This window comes from Psychrosphaera sp. HA2-10, assembly GCF_055693745.1.
The window spans coordinates 1,005,312-1,025,854 of sequence record NZ_CM146341.1; the positions used below are offsets into that span (position 1 = coordinate 1,005,312).

Below are 20,543 nucleotides of genomic sequence, written 5' to 3' on the forward strand. Positions count from 1 at the left end.
TCTTTCATAAAACTAGCGGCTTTTTTAATGCTGGTAATTAATTTATTACCAAATACGTACGCGATCTTCTGGCGCTAAGTATAAAGCGTCATCAGGTTTCACATCGAATGCTTTATACCAAGCATCGTGGTTACGAGGTGCTAATGCACGGAATTGACCTGGCGCGTGAGTACCAGCGCGAAGCTGTTGCAACATGCTTTGCTCGGTGCGTTTTTCTCGCCACACTTGTGCCCATGCCAAGAAGAAGCGTTGGTCGCCTGTTACACCATCAATAACCGGTGCTTCTTTACCATTTAAGCTTAGTTTGTATGCATGGTAAGCCATTGCTAGACCGCCAACATCACCAATGTTTTCGCCTAGGCTATTACGTCCATTAACGAAGTTTTCAGGAATTGGCTCATACTTGCTGTATTGCTCGGCTAACATGTCGGCCTTAGCATCAAAAGCCGCTCGGTCTTCATCAGTCCACCAGTTACGTTGAATACCATTTGCATCTGACTTTGAACCTTGGTCGTCAAACCCGTGACCCATTTCGTGGCCAATAACGGCACCAATCGCTCCATAGTTAACTGCTGGATCTGCATTTGGATCAAAGAATGGTGGTTGTAAAATAGCAGCAGGGAATACAATTTCGTTAAACGATGAATTGTAATATGCATTTACTTGTTGCGGTGTCATGCCCCAACGGTTGCGGTCTGTTTTCTTCAGTTCTTGTTCAACACTGTCGTTTTGGAAGAACTGACGAATATTACGAATGCTACCAATAAGATCATCAGATTTAATTGTGAGGCCATCAAATGACTGCCATACATCTGGGTAACCAATTTTAGGTACAAACGCCGCTAGTTTAGCTTGCGCTTCAACTTTCGTTTCTTCACCCATCCAATCTAACTTTTCTACACGTTCGCTTAACGCTTTGCGAAGGTTTTCCACTAAGTCAGCCATTTGTGTTTTTGAGCTTTCTGGGAAGTATCGGTCAACATAAATTTTACCAATAGCAAAACCTAAAGACTCGGTACCTGACATAGTGCCAAGTGCACGTTTCCAGCGAGGGCGAGGTTCTTGTTGGCCACTTAACTTAGTGCCGAAGAATGCAAAATTGGCTGCATAAATTTCTTCAGATAATAGACCCGAGTTGTTAGAAATCGTGTGGTACGTTAGGTAGTCTTTCCAAACGTCTAGTGATTCTGAGTTGATCACGGCAATCATATCTTTTACTGGCTCAGGTTGAGACACGTTTAAATGTGGCACCTTATAACCAGTTTGCGCAAAGAAAGTATCCCAATCAAACCCTGGATATTCTTTTGCTAAGTCTTCACGTTCAATTTGGTTAAGCGTTAAGTCGCGGTTACGACGTTTTTCACGTGGCCACTGTAATTCAGCGATTTTTGTTTCTAACGCTAAAATTTCCTTGGCTTTTTGCTCAGCATTTTCAACTTTTGCAAACGCTAACATTTCAGCGATGTGTGCAACGTAAGCCGCGCGAATGTCTTGGAAACGCTCGCTGTCGGTTAAGTAGTAAGAACGATCTGGTAGACCTAAGCCGCCCACACCTACTGACATTTGATATTCATCTGGGTCTAAACGGTTAAACCACATGCCGCCACCGATAGGGCTTGTTGTGCCATCTAACCAAGCTTGACCAAATACTTTAGTTAAGTCAGTGACTGAACCAATATTCGCGATTTTATCTAACACTGGTTGAATCGGTGAAATGCCTTTTTTGTTTAGCGTTTCAGTGTCCATATAAGCCGCATAAAAGTCGGCAACCATTTGCTCTTCTTTATTCAGGTTTTTACCAGAAGTTAAGCTATCAATAATAGCCTTAACTTGTTCTTCAGAGCGTTCCGCTAATGCGGTAAACGCACCGTAGCGAGTCTTATCTGCTGGCATTTCATAATTGTCATACCAAGTACCTGATGCGTACATAAAGAAGTCGTCACCTGGTTTAATAGCTTCGTTACGGGCAGAAAGATCAACGCCAAAACTACCAAGTTCAGCTTGTTTAGCTGCTTCAACTTTAGCTACTTCAACAGCTGTATCAGCGCTTTGGTTTTTTGCAGTTGTATTTTGTTCACAAGCAGTCAGCGTAAAAAGCGCACTGACCACTGAGATTGCGAGAAGGGATTTTTTCATGTTATTCCTATTACTTTATTATTATTTTTTGACACAGTTATCGATTAAGTTAACAAACTAGTGATAAAGGGGGAAGTAAATAGAAACACTAAAGCGATGAACATACGAGAATGAGTGATGTGTATAAGAAGTTAAGTTCTACTTTATGGTGGTCCCAAGGTGCCGATGAAAACCAAACCCTTGAACAACCGACGTGTTCAAGGCGGACAGCATATCCTCGCCGTAGGCTTCTCGATTCACGCTGTTAAGCGAGCCGAGCTTGCGCAATAGCAAGGAAGATGACGTCCTTTATAAAAAGTATCGGCTCAGGGATATGTGTTTCCTGTCAAACACCCCAGGTACCATAATAAAGTACAACTTTAAACATAGAACAGCGCAACAAAATTACCAGAATACTTGAGTCCAGAAATTAGCTTATCTATGTCAAAGCGGAATATAACATCTCAAACATTCAGTACAATGAAAATAGGGATTTGGATGACTCGAGTGGCCATTTTTTTTACAAACTGAACGAAAATCCCACGGTTACCGTAGAGATGGATAGCAATATTCGCTCAATACTTCTGATTTTACTTGGTTTCTATTACACTCAATGCAAATGAATCAAAGTAGCGAATTCCAATGACGCATCAAGAACTAGCGCAAATATTAAATGAACAAGACTTTACCGCCACAGCCAGTGAATTTCATGGCCTATTAGTCGGTTTAATTTCAGGTGGCATGTTTAAAGGCTCAAAAGATTACCAAGAACATTTGGCTGAGCTGTTTAATAATGGCATGACGATTAAAGGTAAAATTAAAATTGCAGCCCAAGATATTGTTTCTAAGACGTATGAGCAACTTGAGGCTGGTGAAATGGCGTTTGAAATATTAATGATGGATGACGATGAGCCGTTGAGCGATCAAGCCGAAGAATTAATTAACTGGGTACAGTACTTTTTAGTAGGTTTTGGTTTAAATAAACGAGACTTAAAATTAGCTAGTAATGATGTACGCGAAGTAATAGAAGATTTGACGAACATCACACGGATGGACTCGGAAATGGAAGATACTAACGAAAACCAAGCAGACTTTTATGAAGTGGTTGAGTTTATTCGTGTATCCGCTATTTTATGCCATCAAGAATTTGGAACTGAAACAACAGTGCCAGATGACTCTAAAAAAACCTTACATTAATTCCGCAAATCACAAAGAGGTGTAAATGATAAACTCAATTCCTGTTAACGAATTTGTAAATCGTCGTATAGCGCTTGCCGACAAAATGAAAAACAATAGTGTGGCAATCATTCCAGCTTCACGAGAGTTAACAAGAAGTCGAGACACAGAGTTTGCATTTCGCCAAAATAGCGACTTTCACTATTTGACCGGATTTCCCGAGCCGGATGCATATTTAATTGTTGAGAAGGCTGACGGTGCGCATGCCTCAACCCTTATTTGTCGAGTAAAAGATAAATCAGCTGAAATTTGGCATGGTCGCAGAATTGGTAAAGAACAGGCGGTTTCTCAATTTAAGGTTCATCGAGCGTTTGATACGACGGAACTTGATGAGGCTGTAAAAGACGCAATAAATGGCAAAACGACCTTGTATTTTGCACAGGGTGAATATGACTATGCCGATGAATTGGTTTTTAACACCATGCACGAATTACGTATGGGGCCGAAAAAAGGCTGGTCTGCACCGACCGAAATTTTAGATTTACGCCCCGTTGTGCACAATATGAGGCTATTTAAGTCTGATGCTGAAATTAATGTAATGCGCAAGGCAGGGCAGATTTCAGCGGCGGCACATCAGCGTGCAATGGAATTTTCGGCCAATCAGATTAAACAAAATCTACCGGTTTATGAATATCAATTAGAAGCTGAAATTCACCATCACTACGCGATGAACGGTGCTCGTCATCCCGCTTACGGTACTATTGTAGGTGGCGGTGAGAATGCCTGTATTTTGCATTACACAGAGAACCAAGATGAAGTGAAAAGTGGCGATTTAGTGTTAATTGATTCTGGTTGTGAACTCGAGGGGTATGCAGCTGATATTACACGTACGTGGCCAGTAAATGGTAAATTTACCGATGAGCAAAAAGCGATTTACAACGTTGTTTTAAACGCTCAACAAGCGGTATTTGATGCTATTTCGCCAAGCGCATCACTGAAATCTATTACTAATGCATCGATAAAAGCCATTACGGAAGGGTTGGTGGAATTAGGTATCTTATCTGGCAATGTTGATGAATTAATTAAAAATAACGCCCATCGCGCTTTTTATATGCACGGCTGTTCACATTGGATAGGTTTAGACGTGCATGATGTTGGCGATTACAATTTAGCGGGCGCCGAACGTAGTTTAGAGCCAGGTATGGTTTTTACCGTTGAACCAGGCATATATATAGATAGCGAAGCGGACTGTGACGCTAAATGGCATGGCATTGGCGTTCGTATAGAAGACGATATTTTGATTACTAAAGACGGGTTTGAAAACTTAACACAGAGCGTACCAAAAACCGTTGACGAAATAGAATCTATATTCGCAAAAATATTAAACGCAAAGGATTAGTAAGTGGCTGAGGCATTGTTGTTTGACGTAGTAATATCTGGTGGCGGACTGTCAGGACTGTTAACGGCCATTGGCTTAAAACAAGAAACGCCGTCTTTGTCTGTGGCTATTGTTGAGCCAGTGACGCAAACAAGCCAAGACAAGGTTCAGTCTAACTTCGATCAACGTTGCCTAGCGTTATCACATGGCTCACTCCAACTTTTAAACCATTGGAAAGTCTGGCCGGAACTTAAAAGTAACGGCTGGCCTATTGAAACTATTATCACTTCTGATCGTGGCCATATTGGCAAAACTATTATGCAAGCCAAAGACTATGGTCTAAATGCGATGGGCCATGTCGCCTCGATGCATAATTTAGGTTGTGCGTTAAAAAGCGTAGCCAAGCACTTTGATATTCATTGGTTTTGTCCAGATCATATTACGGATTTAACTATGCCGACCCAACAAAATGATCATGTCTTGCTGTCATTAAGTTCAGGACAGATGCTAACAGGCAAGTTGCTGGTGGTCGCAGAGGGTGGAAACTCACCAACCCGAGATAAGCTGAACATTACGAACGACACTAGTGAATATCAACAGGCTGCGATAATTGCTAATGTCCGTATTGATCAATCGCCTAAAATATTAAAAATGTACGATAGTAATGCGGCTTTTGAACGCTTTACTACGAACGGTCCAATTGCATTTCTGCCAATTGGCGAAAACGAATACAACGTTGTTTGGACGCAATCTCCCGATGAAGCTCAAATAAACATGGCGCTTGATGATGTCGCATTTTGTGAAGCACTGCAGCTGGCTTTTGGTTATTCCGCAGGTCGCATTACAGCTTGTTCAAAACGTGCACATTACCCATTAAGTCTTACTAAAGTTGAGCGTCTTGTTAGTCCTAGAACTGTGTTATTGGGTAATACGGCACACACTGTTCATCCAATTGCAGGGCAGGGTTTTAATTTAGGCGTTCGAGATATTGGCGTGTTGGTTTTTGAAATTAAACAAGCACTTGAGCAGGGCAAAGATATTGGCGACTTTTCGGTACTAAACGCGTACCAAGAAAATCGTTTAAATGACATTGAACGTATTACCGAGTTTACCGATATGCTAGTTCGAATTTTTGCTCTGCCGGGACGTTTACCGGCTTTTACCCGAACGATAGGGCTAATGTCTTTACAAAAGTGTGACTCTTTACAACAATGGCTTGCGTTGCATTTTATGGGCAGCCATAAACAGCTTAATTTGCCGTGATAAATGACAATACATTAAATGACTTTTAACCAATGTAATAACGACATAACAGACAGAGTTTTAAAATGATATTGACTGATATAGTAGTAATAGGTGGCGGTTGTGTTGGCTTAACGGCAGCGCTTGGTTTAGCGCAACAGGGTTATAAAGTCACTGTTATTGATAAAGCGTCTGAGCATGTAACGTTACGTGATGCTGAACCTAGAGTCAGTGCCTTATCAATCGCAAGTCAGCAGATATTATCTAATTTGAATGCGTGGCAAAATATGGATGCGACGCGATTGGCTCCTTATCAATCTATGCGCGTTTGGGATAAAGAAAGCTTTGGTGATATCAATTTTGACGCACACGACGTTAACCAAAGTCACTTAGGTCACATTGTCGAGAATAATAATATTCGTAATGGTTTAATTAAAGCCGCCAAGGAAGAGTCATTAATTACGTTAAAATTTGATACCGAAATTAACGCTATACACAATGATGAAGAACAAGTGGTACTGACACTGCAAGATGGCTTGATGATGGCAAAATTAGCGGTAGCAGCCGATGGTGCGCAATCTTGGGTGAAAAAACAACTTAAAACACCAACCACATTTTCCGATTATGATCACCACGCCATAGTTGCCAATATTAAAACTACTGAGCCGCATCAACTGTGCGCCAGGCAGGTGTTTTTACCACAAGGCCCGCTAGCGCTATTGCCTTTATTTGGCGTTGAGCAAAATGTTTGTAGCATTGTTTGGTCAACGGCACCAGAACATGCACAACAGCTTAGAGCAATGAGTGAGGTCGAATTTAACAAACATCTTACAGCGGCGACAGATAGCGTGCTTGGTCCTTGCGAAGTGATTACCGAACGCACCAGTTTCCCGCTAACGATGCGCTATACCCAACAGTGGCTAACTAAGCGTGTTATTTTTATCGGTGATGCAGCACACACAATTCACCCTTTAGCTGGACTCGGAATGAACCTTGGTTTGTTGGATGCCGCAAGCTTAGCTCAATGTTTAACAGTAACCACTGAAAATGGCGATACAACAAATATAAGTCTCACATCAAGCTCCACAGGCTTAACGAAACAACTGAGAGAATTTGAGCGATGGCGCAAATCGGAAGCACAAACTTATATCGCTGCAATGGCATCGTTAAAAGAATTGTTTGAAGGTAAGAATCCGATAAAAAAACTAATTCGAGGCGTTGGCTTAAAGTTAACGGACAAAACGCCGTTCGTAAAAAATAAAATAATCCAACAAGCAATGGGATTAACGGGTGAATTACCTGTATTAGCTGAAAATAAAGATAATATATAGCGAAAGCCAGACACGCGTCGTCGGCGTTTTTTTATAACTTTCAAACAGTTTGGTAAGTTAGTTACCGTTTATTTGTCATTAATATTACTAATCACCAACGCGTAGAGTTCTGTTTTTTTATGCGGTATACTCTGGCGCAAATTTTTACTGCAGTCCTTTACAGCACTCTTTTATTAAAAGGTAATGTTCATGAGCAACAGAACGGTTTTATTTGATAAACACATCGAAGCGGGCGCTAAGATGGTCGACTTTCACGGTTGGGAAATGCCAATTAACTACGGCTCTCAAATCGAAGAACACCATGCAGTTCGTCAAGATGCAGGTATGTTCGACGTCTCTCACATGACTATTGTGGACATTAAAGGCGCAGACGCAAAAGTATTCTTACAAAAACTAGTAACAAATGACGTTGCTAAACTTCAAGTGGCAGGTAAAGCTCTTTATACCGGCATGCTAAATGAAGAAGGTGGCGTTATTGACGACCTTATCATTTATCACTTTGACGAAACTTTTTATCGTATGGTTGTTAACTCGGCGACTCGTGAGAACGATTTAGCTTGGATAAACAAACAAAGTGAAGGGTTTGACGTAACCGTTACTGAACAACCTGATTATGCAATGATAGCCGTTCAAGGCCCAAATGCGATTGCAAAGGTTGCCACCGTTATTAACGCTGAACAGCAAGCACTTGTCGAAGGCATGAAGCCATTTTTTGGTGTTCAAGCCGGTGACCTATTCATCGCAACAACGGGTTACACAGGTGAAGCGGGTTATGAAATTATTCTTCCTCCTGAGCAAGCCGCAGATTTCTGGCAAAAACTAATTGCAGCAGGCGTAAAACCAGCTGGCTTGGGCGCGCGTGATACGTTGCGATTAGAAGCAGGTATGAACTTATACGGTTCAGATATGGATGAGACTATCTCGCCATTAGCGGCGAATATGGCTTGGACTATCTCTTGGGAGCCAGCAGAACGTAACTTTATTGGCCGTGAAGCTTTAATTAAGTTAAAAGAACAAGGCTCAGATAAGCTTGTTGGCTTAGTTATGGAGCAAAAAGGCGTGCTTCGTGGTGGTCTTAAAGTGATCACTGAGGCAGGCGATGGCGTAATAACGTCAGGGACTTTCTCACCAACTTTAGGCTATTCAGTAGCTATGGCTCGTGTTCCAAAAGGTGTTGAGTTAGGTAGCACGGTACAAGTAGAAATGCGTAAAAAGCTAGTAGATGTAAAAGTCGTGAAAGCTGGATTTGTGCGTAACGGTAAGTCAGTACTGTAATATCACAATAAATATTTGATTTGCTAGGTTGAACATTCTGCCAACTGCCATTATCTTTGCAGGTGGCTAACAAAATAGACAACCTAGTTATCTAAACAACTTATAAGATTAATAAAGAAAGATCCCTAAGGAACTTAAAATGAGCAATATTCCATCGGACTTAAAATACGCGTCGTCTCACGAGTGGGTACGTAACGAAGGTAACGGTATCGTTACTGTTGGTATCACAGAGCACGCACAAGAACTTCTTGGCGACATGGTGTTTGTAGACTTACCAGATGTTGGCGATACGTTTGCTGCAGGCGACGATTGTGCAGTTGCAGAGTCTGTTAAAGCGGCCTCTGACATATATGCACCAGTAAGCGGTGAAGTCATTGCCATTAACGAAGATTTAGAAGACGCACCTGAGAATGTAAACTCAGACGCGTACGGTGACGGTTGGTTATTCAAGCTTAAGCTTGAAGACGAGTCAGAACTAGACGACTTATTAGATGCCGGTGGTTACGCCGACTCTATCGACGAAGACTAAGTCAACGTCAGAATATTTTAAAGCCTCGCTCGGATAATCCTGCGAGGTTTTGTCTATTTTAATTGTAGGAAATCTGTTAGCCATGTCAGAAAAATTTAGCCTATCGCAACTTGAGCAAAATGAAATCTTCATCCGTCGTCATATTGGCCCTAGCCAAGATGAGCAGCTTGAGATGTGTAAAACTTTGGGCGTTAGCTCAGTTAAAGAATTGATTGACCAAACGGTTCCTGGCTCTATTCGTTTGCCAGAAGCCTTAAATATTGGCGATGCTCAAACAGAAGAGCAAACGTTAGCGTATTTAAAGTCGGTAGCCAGTGAAAACCAGATTGCCAAGTCTTATATTGGTTTAGGTTATCACCCGGTTTCAGTTCCAAACGTGATTCAGCGTAACGTATTAGAAAATCCAGGTTGGTATACGGCTTATACGCCTTATCAGCCAGAGATTGCACAAGGTCGTTTAGAGTCACTGCTTAACTTCCAACAATTAACAATAGACTTAACTGGCTTAGAGCTAGCAAGCGCATCTTTATTAGATGAAGCAACGGCAGCTGCTGAAGCAATGGCGTTAGCTAAACGTGTTGCGAAAGCAAAAAAAGCCAATACATTTTTTATAGCAAATGATGTATTCCCACAAACAATCGACGTTGTTAAAACACGCGCTGAATTGTTTGGTTTTGAGATTGTTGTTGATGTTGCTGAAAAAGTATCTGAATACGACATTTTTGGTGCACTGTTCCATTACACTGGCCAAGAAGGTCAGGTTAATGACATCAAACCATTAATTGAAGCGACGCAAGAGAAAAAAGCCATTGCCATAGTGGCAGCCGACATCATGAGCTTAATCATGTTAGAAGGCCCAGCGCAATTTGGTGCGGACGTTGTACTTGGTTCTGCACAGCGTTTTGGTGTGCCAATGGGTTACGGTGGTCCACACGCTGCATTCTTCGCAACAACAGACAAGTTCAAACGTTCATTACCAGGTCGTATCATCGGTGTTTCTAAAGACCGTCGTGGTAACAAAGCATTGCGTATGGCTATGCAGACTCGTGAGCAGCATATCCGTCGTGAAAAAGCCAACTCGAACATTTGTACTGCACAGGTTTTACTGGCGAACATGGCATCTTTTTATGCTGTTTACCACGGACCAAAAGGCTTAAAAGCCATTGCGCAACGCATTAACCGTTTAGCTGATATTTTTGCCTTAGGCTTAAAAGAAAAGGGCGTTAAACTGGTTAATGACTCTTGGTTTGACACGGTAACGTTTGAAGCTACAAACAAAGATGAAATTCTTGCACGCGCTGCGGACAAGCTTGTTAACTTCCGTTCAGATTTAGACGGCAAGTTATCAGTATCTATGCACGAAACAGTAACTCGCGAAGATATCATTGAGTTATTTGATGTTGTTTTAGGTGAAGGTCATGGTCTTACAGTAGAAGCATTAGATAATGCAGCTCAAGGTTTTGATTCAGTACCAGCAGAATATACTCGTAAAACAGATATTCTTACGCACCCAGTATTTAATGCCTATCAGTCTGAAACTGAAATGCTGCGTTATATTCGTAAATTAGAAAGCAAAGATTTGTCATTGAACCACTCTATGATTTCTCTTGGTTCTTGTACGATGAAACTAAACGCGACTGCGGAAATGATCCCTGTTACTTGGCCTGAGTTTGGCAACATGCACCCGTTTGCGCCAATGTCTCAAGCGCAAGGCTATCGCAAAATGATTGGCGAATTGTCTGATTGGTTAATTGAAATTACTGGTTACGATAACATTTCAATGCAGCCTAACTCTGGTGCGCAAGGTGAATACGCTGGTCTTATCGCTATTCGTAAATACCACGAAAGCCGTGGCGATCATCACAGAAACATCTGCTTGATCCCAAGCTCAGCGCACGGAACTAACCCAGCTTCTGCTCAAATGGCCAGCATGAAAGTTGTGCTTGTTGAGTGTGACAAGCAAGGCAACATCGACATGGCTGACCTTAAAGCCAAAGCAGAAGAGCACAAAGACGCACTTTCTTGCATCATGGTAACGTACCCGTCTACACACGGTGTATATGAAGAAAGCATCCGTGAAGTATGTGATATTGTTCATGACAATGGCGGTCAGGTGTATATGGATGGTGCCAACATGAACGCACAGGTTGGCCTTACAGCGCCTGGTTTCATTGGGTCTGACGTGTCGCACTTAAACTTGCATAAAACATTCTGTATTCCACATGGTGGCGGTGGTCCAGGTATGGGCCCAATTGGTGTTAAAGCGCATTTGGCGCCGTTCTTACCAAATCACCAAGTGACAAAAGTTGAGTTCTTTGGTGACAATGAAATTGACGGCATGACAATTAATGGTGGTGCTGATAACGGTGCGGTTTCAGCGGCTCCATATGGCTCTGCTGGTATTTTACCAATTTCTTGGGCATACATTGCCATGATGGGTAAACATGGTCTTCAACAAGCTACAGAAGTTGCAATCTTAAACGCTAACTACATTACTGAGCGCTTGAGCAAGCACTACCCAATTTTATATCGTGGCCGCAACAACCGTGTTGCTCACGAATGTATTGTTGATATTCGCCCATTAAAAGAAAGCTCAGGCATTTCAGAAATGGATATTGCTAAGCGTCTAAATGACTATGGTTTCCACGCGCCAACTATGTCATTCCCAGTTGCTGGCACGTTAATGATTGAGCCAACAGAATCAGAAGCTAAAGTTGAAATCGATCGTTTCATCGACGCATTAATCTCTATTCGTGAAGAAATTGCGAAAGTAGAGAGCGGCCATTGGACATTAGACAACAACCCACTTGTGTTTGCACCGCACACATCGGAAGACGTGTTAGACCCTAACTGGGATCGCGCATACGCCCGTGACTATGCAGCATTCCCATGTGAAGCGGTTAAGCAAAACAAATTCTGGCCAACGGTAACTCGTATAGATGACGTATACGGCGACCGTAACCTGATCTGTTCTTGTCCGGATATTGATTCATATCGCGACGAGTAAAAACTTGTGTCTACGGTGAATAGAGTCTAAGAACAATACGTCCATTAATCTTAGACATTAATTCGTCCCTGAATTAAAAGGTGAGCCTAGTGCTCACCTTTTTGCTTTAGTAAAACATCATAAATATTCTTTTGGTTCCAAACATAAAGAACTGTCACTTTTGGACAAAGTTGAGATTAAGGTGGTAATCTAACAGCTCTAAAATTATAGAAATAAAGGGATTTTATGTTCATTGCAGGGAAGAGGTTACTTAAATACCTCTCTACAATTTTTGTTGTCTTATTGACAATCGTTTTGTTGCTTGCTGCCTATGTACTAGTGGACTTTGCGCCAGAACCAGAGCCTTTTCCCAATAACGTCAATGTAGTAAACGATGTAACTCAACTTAATCCAATAGAAGTATCGAAAGTAATTTCGCCTAAATCTGTCGAGGAGATTCAGGCTGCCATCATTGCAACAAAAGGAAAAATAGCCATTGGGGGTGGTCGCTATAGCCAAGGCGGTCAAATCGCACTAGAAGAACACCTGCACCTTGATATGAGAGAGTTTAATCAAGTTGTTTCTTTTGAACCCACAGCAAAGGAAATTACTGTTCAAAGCGGTATCCGCTGGCGTGACATTCAGGATGTTATTGATCCAAAAGGTCTCTCTATAAAAATTATGCAGTCATATTCTAACTTCACTGTAGGCGGCTCATTAAGCGTTAATGTGCATGGACGCTATATGGATGAAGGTCCAATTATAAGATCTGTTAAATCTATAAAAGTTGTTTTAGCCGATGGCTCTATTGTAAATGCGTCACCAGACGAAAATTCTGAAGTGTTTTATGGTGTTATTGGTGGCTATGGCGGTTTAGGTGTCATCGCTGAGGCAACTCTTGAGCTAGTTCCAAATGTCAAAGTTGGTCGAGAAACTGACTACATGACGATTGAACAATACAAATCTTTCTTTGAACAGAACGTGAAAAATAACCCAAGTGTCGTTTTTCATAATGCTGATATTTACCCGCCAGATTATACACATGTGAATAGTGTTAGCTGGGTGAAAACTAACAAGCCTCTTACTGTGCAAGATAAACTGATTTCACGCGACAAGGATTATTGGTGGCAACCTAAAGCAGCTAAGTTTGTTGCTGATACTGATCTTGGAAAATGGATGAGACAACACATTATCGAGCCGATTCAGTACTCATCTGAAGCGGTTCAATGGCGAAACTATGAAGCCAGTTATGATGTTAGAGAGTTAGAACCAAAAAGCCGAAAAAATGAAACCTATGTTCTAAGGGAATATTTCGTTCCTATTGATAGGTTTGATAGCTTCTCTGCAAAAATGTCAGCCATTTTTAAAGCTCATGAAGTAAATGTGCTTAATGTTTCAATTCGACACGCTTTGCCAGATACTGGTTCATTACTAGCGTGGGCAAGAGAAGAGGTGTTTGCATTTGTTGTTTATTACCGCCAAGGAACATCAGATCAGGATAAAGCAGAGGTTAAAGCGTGGAGTAGGGAAATGATTGATGCGGTAATTTCTGAAGGTGGAGCATATTATCTACCATACCAACTGCACGCTACGACAGAGCAGTTCCATAATGCTTACCCAAGAGCTAATGAATTTTTTGCATTAAAGAAAAAGCTAGATCCCGATAATCGATTCAGTAATAAATTGTGGGAGCAGCATTATGGTGAATAAAACAATTACTACCTTTCTATTTGTTCTAACTACATTTAGTTTCAATCTTGCCTCTATGGAAAGTACTTGTTTTGGAACCACATCGGTAGGAAGGCTTGAACACGGTGTCCAGCTTCCTGATGAAGGCAATAATTATGTCGGTTATAGCAATATTGCACGACTAGCTGGCAGAACTTATGTTCATTCAAAAGTGAGAGATATTGTTGTTGATGCATATTCTGACCTAGAGGTTATGCAGCCCCAAAAGTTATACAAATATGCAGAAACTGGCTTTGAAGAGGGAGGGAAGTTCAAACCTCACAAGACCCATCAAAACGGTTTGTCTGTAGATTTTATGACACCAGTAATGGACTCAAAAGGAAAATCGACTCACCTTCCAACACATCCACTGAATAAGTTTGGATATGACATCGACTTTAATGAGTCAGGCAAGTATGAAAACTTGTCGATTGATTATGAAGCGCTTGCCGCTCACATTGTAGCGTTACACAAACAGTCTGTTAAACATGGCTATGACTTGTGGCGCGTGATTTTTGACCCTAAGTTACAACCTAACTTATTTAATACTCAATATGCGGATTATTTGAAAGAGAACATTCAGTTTTCAAAGAAGCGTTCATGGGTAAGGCATGATGAGCATTATCATGTTGATTTTGAAATCCCTTGTAATAAATAGCTGGTTTTTGTAAGGAAAGTGAATTGGTTAAAAAATTTAATAGACTAAACGACCCAACCAACATTGTTGAGGAAGAAATAAGACAGATAATTGATAACGGTGAATATCCAGTTATTCAGTACTGTGAACCAGTATATAACTCACAATTATTGAAGCAGGTTGATGATTTATGCCTGAAATATGGAGCTAATTTAGAAGTTAGATTTTACGGTCATTATTCTGGTGCTTTTGATGCAACTTGGCTTTCTTATATCCCTAACGTAGTTAATTTGTCTATTGATTGTTTGTCGGAAATCGAGAGCATCGAACATCTATATCAGCTAAAGAATGTTGAGGTTCTTTCATTTGGTGTATTTGAGTTTGCCGATAAAGATTTTCTAAGCCAGCTTCAATTAGTTGGCCTGCAAGAATTGAGAATTTCTGATAACAGAAAAAAGAACTTTGATTTAAAGGCTCTAAAAAACGCAACTTCACTCAGGGAATTGAGCGTTGTTGGGCATACAAAAAATATTGAATCTATAAAATCGATATCAAGTTTGAAGCAGCTTAAGCTAAGTCAAATTAACAGAAAGGTGTCTTTGGAATTTTTGAATGAAACATTGGCATTGGAAGAGTTAGAGATATTGTTGGGAGGAAGAGATGATATTGATGAGTTATCTATCCCTACACTAAAAACCTTACGCATATTGCGAGTCCGAGGATTCGAAAAGCTACCTTCATTTGCAAAATTCCCGAATCTGGAGTGTTTGCATATTGAAGATCAGACAAAGTTAGAATTTATCGACCTCAGCGAAGCAAGTTTGAAAAGCTTAATCATTGGTAACTGTAAGAACCTATCAAATGTATCAAACTTAACCTCACAAAAAGAGCTATTTCGCTTAAGTGTCAGTAGGACTAAATTGGATTTGGATGCTTTGAAACAGAATGACTGGCCTAGTCCACTTAAGGTTATTTCACTCTGGTCTGGCAGCAATAAATGGAACGACAGTACTAAACAGTTTTTCCAAGATAAAGGCTATGTTGCTTATCCGTGGCAACTAGACACCTAGGTTTAATTAAATGAATGCAAATAATATATTTCCTTTACCTCCTGATATTGCAATCGCTTATTTTCAGCTAGGTTTGCTCTCATCAACTGACTTGGTAATGCTGGCGGATACATGGCTAAATCAAGGAATATATACAGATAGCATAAATTTTTTGCAGATGGATAAAGATCCAATAATGTCGGAAGCGTCAGAATTGTTTATCAAAGCTATGGAAGAAATGGACGTTAGTGTTCCGACTAGAGTAGCTGCTGCATGGTTAGTAACAGAAGATATAATGAAACGAATCTCATCAAGGTCTATCGACCTAATGGAAGGTGTGAACTTCATATATTGGGATGTTCACCATGAGATTGATACCGAACTACCTGATGGCAAATATTTGGGTAGTAACCTAAAACTTGAGCAGGTATTTTGTTGGTTGAGAGAAGTTTGGGATTGTCGTGACGGTTCAAGGCTGATTTGCCATGAAGACCTTCCTAGAGATGAAGCAGAACAGAAGTTTCTTAGTTATCTGCTGGATGAATGCCGAAAGTGGTTGGAAATTAATTCTGAACAAGGAAAACAACACAAATAACTCGCACCAAATAGATTCCTTTTATATGTTTTGAAGTGTAAATAACTAAAGATTTATGTGTATTAATTATGCTAATATGAAGCTAAGTTTTTATATGATTAACTATTTGTAACTTATTGGATTTCTTCTGAAGTAACTAGATTGTTTTATGGGCAAAAATTTATCTCGAATGAGATTTAAGACAAAACAAGTTTCATTGTACGAACTTGTTAAAATGATTGAAATTGGGCGCTTGGATTATAGGTCCTTTTTTAGATTGCATGCAAGATGGAATAATCGCTATAAATCTCAATTAATCGAAACAATGTTGTTAGGCTTGCCCAATGAAGAAATTTGGGCAGAGGAAGATAAGTTCGGACAGATTAACATTCTGACTGGAATTGATGTTATTTCAACATTGATAGACTTCAAAGAAGGTAAGTTTCGATTAACGGGGTTACGTTATCTTCGAAATCTAGAAGGGTATAGCTTTCGTACCTTTGATTATTCAGACAGAGATGATTTATTTCAAACCAACATTAATTTGAATGTAATTGACCATAGTCTGAATCCGTTACTCAAATGCTTATTTCTTAAAAATAAAAACAAAGAAAAAAATATTAAATTTTCTAATCAAAGTGCAAGGAACTTCTGCTTTCCAAGTGCTGAAGAAAGATTGAGAGATTTTACAATTCATATATACGAAGAGTTCAATCTTGCAAATAATTTAGGCAAAACCAAACAACGCACTTCTTTTATTCTTGCGTTACAAGAAGATATATTGGTTTTAGTGTTAGTAAAGCTTCTAAAAGATAGAAAGTTGCAAAACGAAATCAGCATGTATAGGCGAAAGCATTTTAATCAATTTGAAGATCATTATGAGCATGGGTTTTCTGACCTAGAAATTTCATATGAAGATCAATTAGATATAGCTCTTGATAAAATCATGTTTGAAATAAATATGCATAACTCCTACCTAACAAATGAACTTTCCAGCATTTTTGATGAAGTTTATCATTTAATAAGTAAAGACGGACAGTTTCTGAATCAAGTTGGAATTATTAGTATTTTGCCAATACATAAACAGCGAAGTCCTAGCCTACTTCAAGCACTATTTGGTCGAGATACTCCTCTTATTAGGAATGACATGCATATATGGCAATTAGGTAAAAAATTAGAGTTATGATTAGTAACATTAATGTTAAGAATTTTAAGTGCTTTAAAGAGCAGCCATTTGATTTTGCACCTTTAACTATGTTCTGTGGTGCTAACTCTGCCGGTAAATCAACTGCGATTCAAGCTGTCTTGTCCGTTGTTCAAAATAAGGAAAATATATTTAAGGGATGCTTTAGTACTTTTGGAAGTTATTTTAATTTCGGAAAAGTTGTAGATCTTTTTAATCACAATGCCGAAAGCAGTGATTTTGAAATAACTATTGATGATTTATCTATCCGAGCCAATGTAACAATAAAAGAAAAACAAGATTATGTCCTTAAATTGACTGATGAAGTTAAAGAGGTAACTACAAAATTTCAACATGATTTTGTTTACTTATGTGCCGAGAGGTTTGGGCCTAGAGCTAGTTACGATGTAAATAGAAATAGTGAAAAACTTGACCTTGGAATATATGGTGAATATGCACTTTCCGAGTTTGCCAGATTTGAAGAACATCCATGCGTAAATCAAGTTTTTGCAAAATCAATTTGCTCCCACTTAAAAGAGCCATCTGAGCCTGAAAAACTAGTATTTACAGATGTAGTTGTTCGGGAAGCAATGAAAAAGATATATCCTTCATTCGAGATGAAAGTAACTGAAGCTGAAAATATTGATAAGGTTTATCACCTGTATGGGGGGAGTTCAAGCAAAGACTTTGTTAGGCCTATTAATACAGGTTTCGGTGTAAGTTATGTCTTACCAATAATTATAGCCGCTTCAACAATTGAACCGGGGGGAATGTTAATTGTTGAGAACCCGGAAGTTCATCTTCACCCTTCAGCTCAGTCTCAACTAATTGGAATTTTGGCGACTTTATCCCAAAGCGGGGTTCAGGTTATCATTGAGACTCATAGCGACCATATAGTGAATGGATTAAGAGTGTTCGCTAAAGAGAATTCATTGGATACTAACAGTAATATCATTTACTCAATATCTGAACAAAACGGAGAAAGAAAAGTTAAGGAAATAAGAATAGACAGTGATGGAAACTTTACGGACTTAGACATTGGCTTTTTCGATCAGATTAATAATGACTTAATGAAATTATTTTAAATGGATATGTATATAAATGACCTTTCATTTCAAGGTCAATTTAAGGATTTTGAAGAGGCAATTGGAGCTTTTGAAATACTAGCTAAAGCTATTAGTTCATCAAATATGATGAGAGGCTCTACTCCTGTCAGAAGGACAAAAGCTCTAAAGACTATGCCTGTTTGTCAAGATAAGTCGATTTATGAATTTTTGGCATGGTTACTCGCCAAATCTAGTACATCACCCAAATATAAAGACGTATCCACATTAGTTTTACAGCATATCGTTCAAGGTCCATTCGTTGATATGAATGTTCTAGATCTCACGATCAAAGATCTAATTGCTCCGTGTAATAGAAAGATCGAAGATAGTTTAATTCATGCTGCTTTATCAGAACGTTATTCTAGTTTTCCAGCTTTTGTTTCTATTCAAATGTCAGAGGGGTATAATTGTTCAGAAATTACTTTCGAGGGTAGTAACAAAAAGATTATCAACTTATTCTCCGAAAATTGCGCAACTCCATTTCTTAGGCAATATGAACCAAATCCTAAACATGAAATAAAAGAATCTAAAGCGGTAGCAGGAAAGGTACATACAAAGATGGATATCACGATCGAAGTTGCTCAACAAATTTTGGATCAAGGAATTCATTTACTTAGTAAAAACGCTATTTTTTCTTTTTATAATGATAAGTGGTATCAGTTTCCCGCCCACGAAGATTGTAAATTTCATGGGTATCCAATTGGAAAACCCACGAATAACACCAACATTAACTTGATCATAAGTAATATCGGTCTTCCACCCTATCCTGAAAATGGATATAAAATTCTCAGTTAACATTAGTACGATTCACAAACTTTATTAATATCGATAAGGCTAAATTCACTAAAATTAAAAAATACTCACAAACTATATTCGATTTTTAGCTTGAAAAAATCCTTATAAACTAGACCTCCGACTCACAAACTTTATTCGAGCACGACACCAGATATGGTTCGCTTTTTTATTGTCGAGCTTATAAAAGGAAACTTAATAGGTTTTGCTTTATCTTGAGCGAGAAATGAATGCTCGCGCTAGAACATTTTGGGATAGAAATACGTGAGAGCAACGGGCAGCTCTGTAGGTATACCTGCCGGTCTTTGCGCCATTTCTTTTCAATATCTGCTCTACAGAGTGAAGCGGTCTTTGGAATATTAATAATCTGGAAGCAAGAGCCAGCGGCTCTGCTCTCGCAGACTCAATAATTAGAACAAAATAGTTAGCAATTGCCCGGCAAAGCGTAAGCATTAGCTTAATTTTACGATAACGTAATGGGCATTATTTAAGATAGAAATTTAGCCCTTATTGATAATAGTCTTTATTGCTTCTACAACTTCTTCAGATTTTTTTAGGTTTAATCCATCTGGGTGTGGTTGAGAAAAATGACCACGGTCGTTATCAAAATATTGGCCAGAATGTTCAGAAATACCTTCTTCTAATGCCAAACGTTTTAATATATCCGCGCCAATACTTAAATCATGCCCCTCAACCCCAAAGCCTTCTTTCACCATCTGTGAGGCAAGCAAAGACCCAGGATTAACGGCAATAACTGTTGGTCCTTTGCCGTCCAGTTTGTCGCCAAGAGTTTTGCTCCACATGGTAATGGCCAATTTGCTTTGAGCATAGGCTTCCATATCACTCAGTTTTGTTTTTCCAAGCAATGCCAGGATATTTACCGGCGATTGAGCTGCAGAAGAAAGGTTGATAATTCGCCCTGAATTTCCCAGTAAAACTAAAAGTTTCTTAGCCAAAATGTATGGCGAAATAGTGTTTACTACAAAGCGCACATCTAGTCCGTCGAGTGTCATTGAGTTTTTGGTCTTAAATACACCCGCGTTATTGATCAGTACATCAATATTTTTATGTTCATGCTTAATATTATCTACAAGTTTGTACACATCAGAAAAAACAGATAAATCCGCTAAATAGCTGTTAATGTTGCCTGCATTTGGTGTGGCAGCCAAAAGGCTTTTAACTGAGTCTAATTTTTCAAGATTACGTCCATGTATCAATAAATCATGCCCATCAGCTGCCAAAATTTTCGCAGTTTCTAAGCCAATGCCGTCAGTTGCCCCGGTGATTAGGATGGTTTTTTTCATGTTCTTGTTCCTTAAAATAGTCAAAGTTACCTAGTAAAATTAGGTAATACCTCATCAGCAATACGCTTTAACGTTGCCGGTACATTTAGTTGATTAAATCGTAAGTTAAGTGCAACGTGATTTATGCCTATGCTTTCT

General features: G+C 39.5%; 16 protein-coding genes and 1 other RNA gene. 14 read left to right on the forward strand and 3 right to left on the reverse strand.

Translation table 11 applies throughout. The annotated features are described in order from the left end of the window. Positions 1 to 45: 45 nt before the first annotated feature. Both ACZ1GV_RS04655 and ssrS read right to left on the reverse strand, forming a co-directional pair. Positions 46 to 2,136, reverse strand: coding sequence for a M13 family metallopeptidase (locus ACZ1GV_RS04655; protein ID WP_472675448.1), 2,091 nt, complete (start codon positions 2,134 to 2,136; stop codon positions 46 to 48). A gap of 147 nt (positions 2,137 to 2,283) precedes the next feature. After that, positions 2,284 to 2,480, reverse strand: a non-coding RNA gene (gene ssrS / locus ACZ1GV_RS04660) — 6S RNA. A 277-nt stretch (positions 2,481 to 2,757) separates the two neighbouring features. Here ssrS and ACZ1GV_RS04665 point away from each other — a divergent pair. From ACZ1GV_RS04665 to ACZ1GV_RS04730, 14 genes are all read left to right on the forward strand, one after another. Further along, positions 2,758 to 3,312 carry a UPF0149 family protein gene (locus ACZ1GV_RS04665; RefSeq protein ID WP_472675449.1) on the forward strand — a complete coding sequence of 185 codons (555 nt, stop codon included), beginning with the start codon at positions 2,758 to 2,760 and terminating at the stop codon, positions 3,310 to 3,312. 28 nt (positions 3,313 to 3,340) lie between these two features. Further along, positions 3,341 to 4,690 carry a Xaa-Pro aminopeptidase gene (gene pepP, locus ACZ1GV_RS04670; RefSeq protein WP_472675864.1) on the forward strand — a complete coding sequence of 450 codons (1,350 nt, stop codon included), beginning with the start codon at positions 3,341 to 3,343 and terminating at the stop codon, positions 4,688 to 4,690. A 3-nt stretch (positions 4,691 to 4,693) separates the two neighbouring features. Further along, positions 4,694 to 5,932, forward strand: a complete 1,239-nt coding sequence (gene ubiH, locus ACZ1GV_RS04675) for a 2-octaprenyl-6-methoxyphenyl hydroxylase (protein WP_472675450.1) — start codon at positions 4,694 to 4,696, stop codon at positions 5,930 to 5,932. A gap of 65 nt (positions 5,933 to 5,997) precedes the next feature. Next, positions 5,998 to 7,242, forward strand: coding sequence for an FAD-dependent oxidoreductase (locus ACZ1GV_RS04680; RefSeq protein ID WP_472675451.1), 1,245 nt, complete (start codon positions 5,998 to 6,000; stop codon positions 7,240 to 7,242). 189 nt (positions 7,243 to 7,431) lie between these two features. Next, positions 7,432 to 8,517 carry a glycine cleavage system aminomethyltransferase GcvT gene (gene gcvT, locus ACZ1GV_RS04685; protein WP_472675452.1) on the forward strand — a complete coding sequence of 362 codons (1,086 nt, stop codon included), beginning with the start codon at positions 7,432 to 7,434 and terminating at the stop codon, positions 8,515 to 8,517. Positions 8,518 to 8,656: 139 nt separating this feature from the next. Continuing rightward, entirely contained in the window at positions 8,657 to 9,046 is a 390-nt protein-coding gene (gcvH, locus tag ACZ1GV_RS04690) for a glycine cleavage system protein GcvH (protein WP_210559759.1), read from the forward strand. A gap of 82 nt (positions 9,047 to 9,128) precedes the next feature. Then, the gene (gcvP, locus tag ACZ1GV_RS04695; RefSeq protein ID WP_472675453.1) at positions 9,129 to 12,053 is read left to right on the forward strand and encodes an aminomethyl-transferring glycine dehydrogenase; all 2,925 of its coding nucleotides are present in this window, start codon (positions 9,129 to 9,131) and stop codon (positions 12,051 to 12,053) included. A 282-nt stretch (positions 12,054 to 12,335) separates the two neighbouring features. Continuing rightward, entirely contained in the window at positions 12,336 to 13,742 is a 1,407-nt protein-coding gene (locus tag ACZ1GV_RS04700; protein ID WP_472675454.1) for an FAD-binding oxidoreductase, read from the forward strand. Further along, positions 13,732 to 14,418 carry a penicillin-insensitive murein endopeptidase gene (locus tag ACZ1GV_RS04705; RefSeq protein WP_472675455.1) on the forward strand — a complete coding sequence of 229 codons (687 nt, stop codon included), beginning with the start codon at positions 13,732 to 13,734 and terminating at the stop codon, positions 14,416 to 14,418. Before ACZ1GV_RS04700 ends, ACZ1GV_RS04705 begins: the two co-directional genes overlap by 11 nt. Positions 14,419 to 14,441: 23 nt before the next feature. Continuing rightward, positions 14,442 to 15,467: a leucine-rich repeat domain-containing protein gene (locus ACZ1GV_RS04710; protein WP_472675456.1), complete on the forward strand. Its 1,026-nt coding sequence runs from the start codon at positions 14,442 to 14,444 to the stop codon at positions 15,465 to 15,467. Positions 15,468 to 15,642: 175 nt separating this feature from the next. Next, complete coding sequence (locus ACZ1GV_RS04715; protein ID WP_472675457.1) at positions 15,643 to 16,041, forward strand: hypothetical protein; 399 nt, start codon at positions 15,643 to 15,645, stop codon at positions 16,039 to 16,041. Positions 16,042 to 16,189: 148 nt separating this feature from the next. Then, positions 16,190 to 17,206 carry a hypothetical protein gene (locus ACZ1GV_RS04720; protein ID WP_472675458.1) on the forward strand — a complete coding sequence of 339 codons (1,017 nt, stop codon included), beginning with the start codon at positions 16,190 to 16,192 and terminating at the stop codon, positions 17,204 to 17,206. After that, positions 17,203 to 18,288, forward strand: coding sequence for an AAA family ATPase (locus ACZ1GV_RS04725; protein ID WP_472675459.1), 1,086 nt, complete (start codon positions 17,203 to 17,205; stop codon positions 18,286 to 18,288). Before ACZ1GV_RS04720 ends, ACZ1GV_RS04725 begins: the two co-directional genes overlap by 4 nt. Next, complete coding sequence (locus tag ACZ1GV_RS04730) at positions 18,289 to 19,104, forward strand: hypothetical protein (protein ID WP_472675460.1); 816 nt, start codon at positions 18,289 to 18,291, stop codon at positions 19,102 to 19,104. Positions 19,105 to 19,601: 497 nt separating this feature from the next. On the opposite strand, the gene ACZ1GV_RS04735 is transcribed toward ACZ1GV_RS04730, so the two are convergent. Beyond that, on the reverse strand, positions 19,602 to 20,405 hold the full coding sequence (locus tag ACZ1GV_RS04735; RefSeq protein WP_472675461.1) for an SDR family NAD(P)-dependent oxidoreductase: 804 nt from the start codon (positions 20,403 to 20,405) through the stop codon (positions 19,602 to 19,604). Between the last annotated feature and the right edge of the window lie 138 nt (positions 20,406 to 20,543).

Excerpts from the sequence above, each read along its gene's own strand:
- ACZ1GV_RS04655 (WP_472675448.1), bottom strand. The coding sequence starts at position 2,136 with ATGAAAAAATCCCTTCTCGCAATCTCAGTGGTCAGTGCGCTTTTTACG.
- ACZ1GV_RS04665 (WP_472675449.1), top strand. The coding sequence starts at position 2,758 with ATGACGCATCAAGAACTAGCGCAAATATTAAATGAACAAGACTTTACC.
- ACZ1GV_RS04680 (WP_472675451.1), top strand. The coding sequence starts at position 5,998 with ATGATATTGACTGATATAGTAGTAATAGGTGGCGGTTGTGTTGGCTTA.
- gcvT (WP_472675452.1), top strand. The coding sequence starts at position 7,432 with ATGAGCAACAGAACGGTTTTATTTGATAAACACATCGAAGCGGGCGCT.
- gcvH (WP_210559759.1), top strand. The coding sequence starts at position 8,657 with ATGAGCAATATTCCATCGGACTTAAAATACGCGTCGTCTCACGAGTGG.
- gcvP (WP_472675453.1), top strand. The coding sequence starts at position 9,129 with ATGTCAGAAAAATTTAGCCTATCGCAACTTGAGCAAAATGAAATCTTC.
- ACZ1GV_RS04705 (WP_472675455.1), top strand. The coding sequence starts at position 13,732 with ATGGTGAATAAAACAATTACTACCTTTCTATTTGTTCTAACTACATTT.
- ACZ1GV_RS04715 (WP_472675457.1), top strand. The coding sequence starts at position 15,643 with ATGTCGGAAGCGTCAGAATTGTTTATCAAAGCTATGGAAGAAATGGAC.
- ACZ1GV_RS04720 (WP_472675458.1), top strand. The coding sequence starts at position 16,190 with ATGGGCAAAAATTTATCTCGAATGAGATTTAAGACAAAACAAGTTTCA.
- ACZ1GV_RS04725 (WP_472675459.1), top strand. The coding sequence starts at position 17,203 with ATGATTAGTAACATTAATGTTAAGAATTTTAAGTGCTTTAAAGAGCAG.
- ACZ1GV_RS04730 (WP_472675460.1), top strand. The coding sequence starts at position 18,289 with ATGGATATGTATATAAATGACCTTTCATTTCAAGGTCAATTTAAGGAT.
- ACZ1GV_RS04735 (WP_472675461.1), bottom strand. The coding sequence starts at position 20,405 with ATGAAAAAAACCATCCTAATCACCGGGGCAACTGACGGCATTGGCTTA.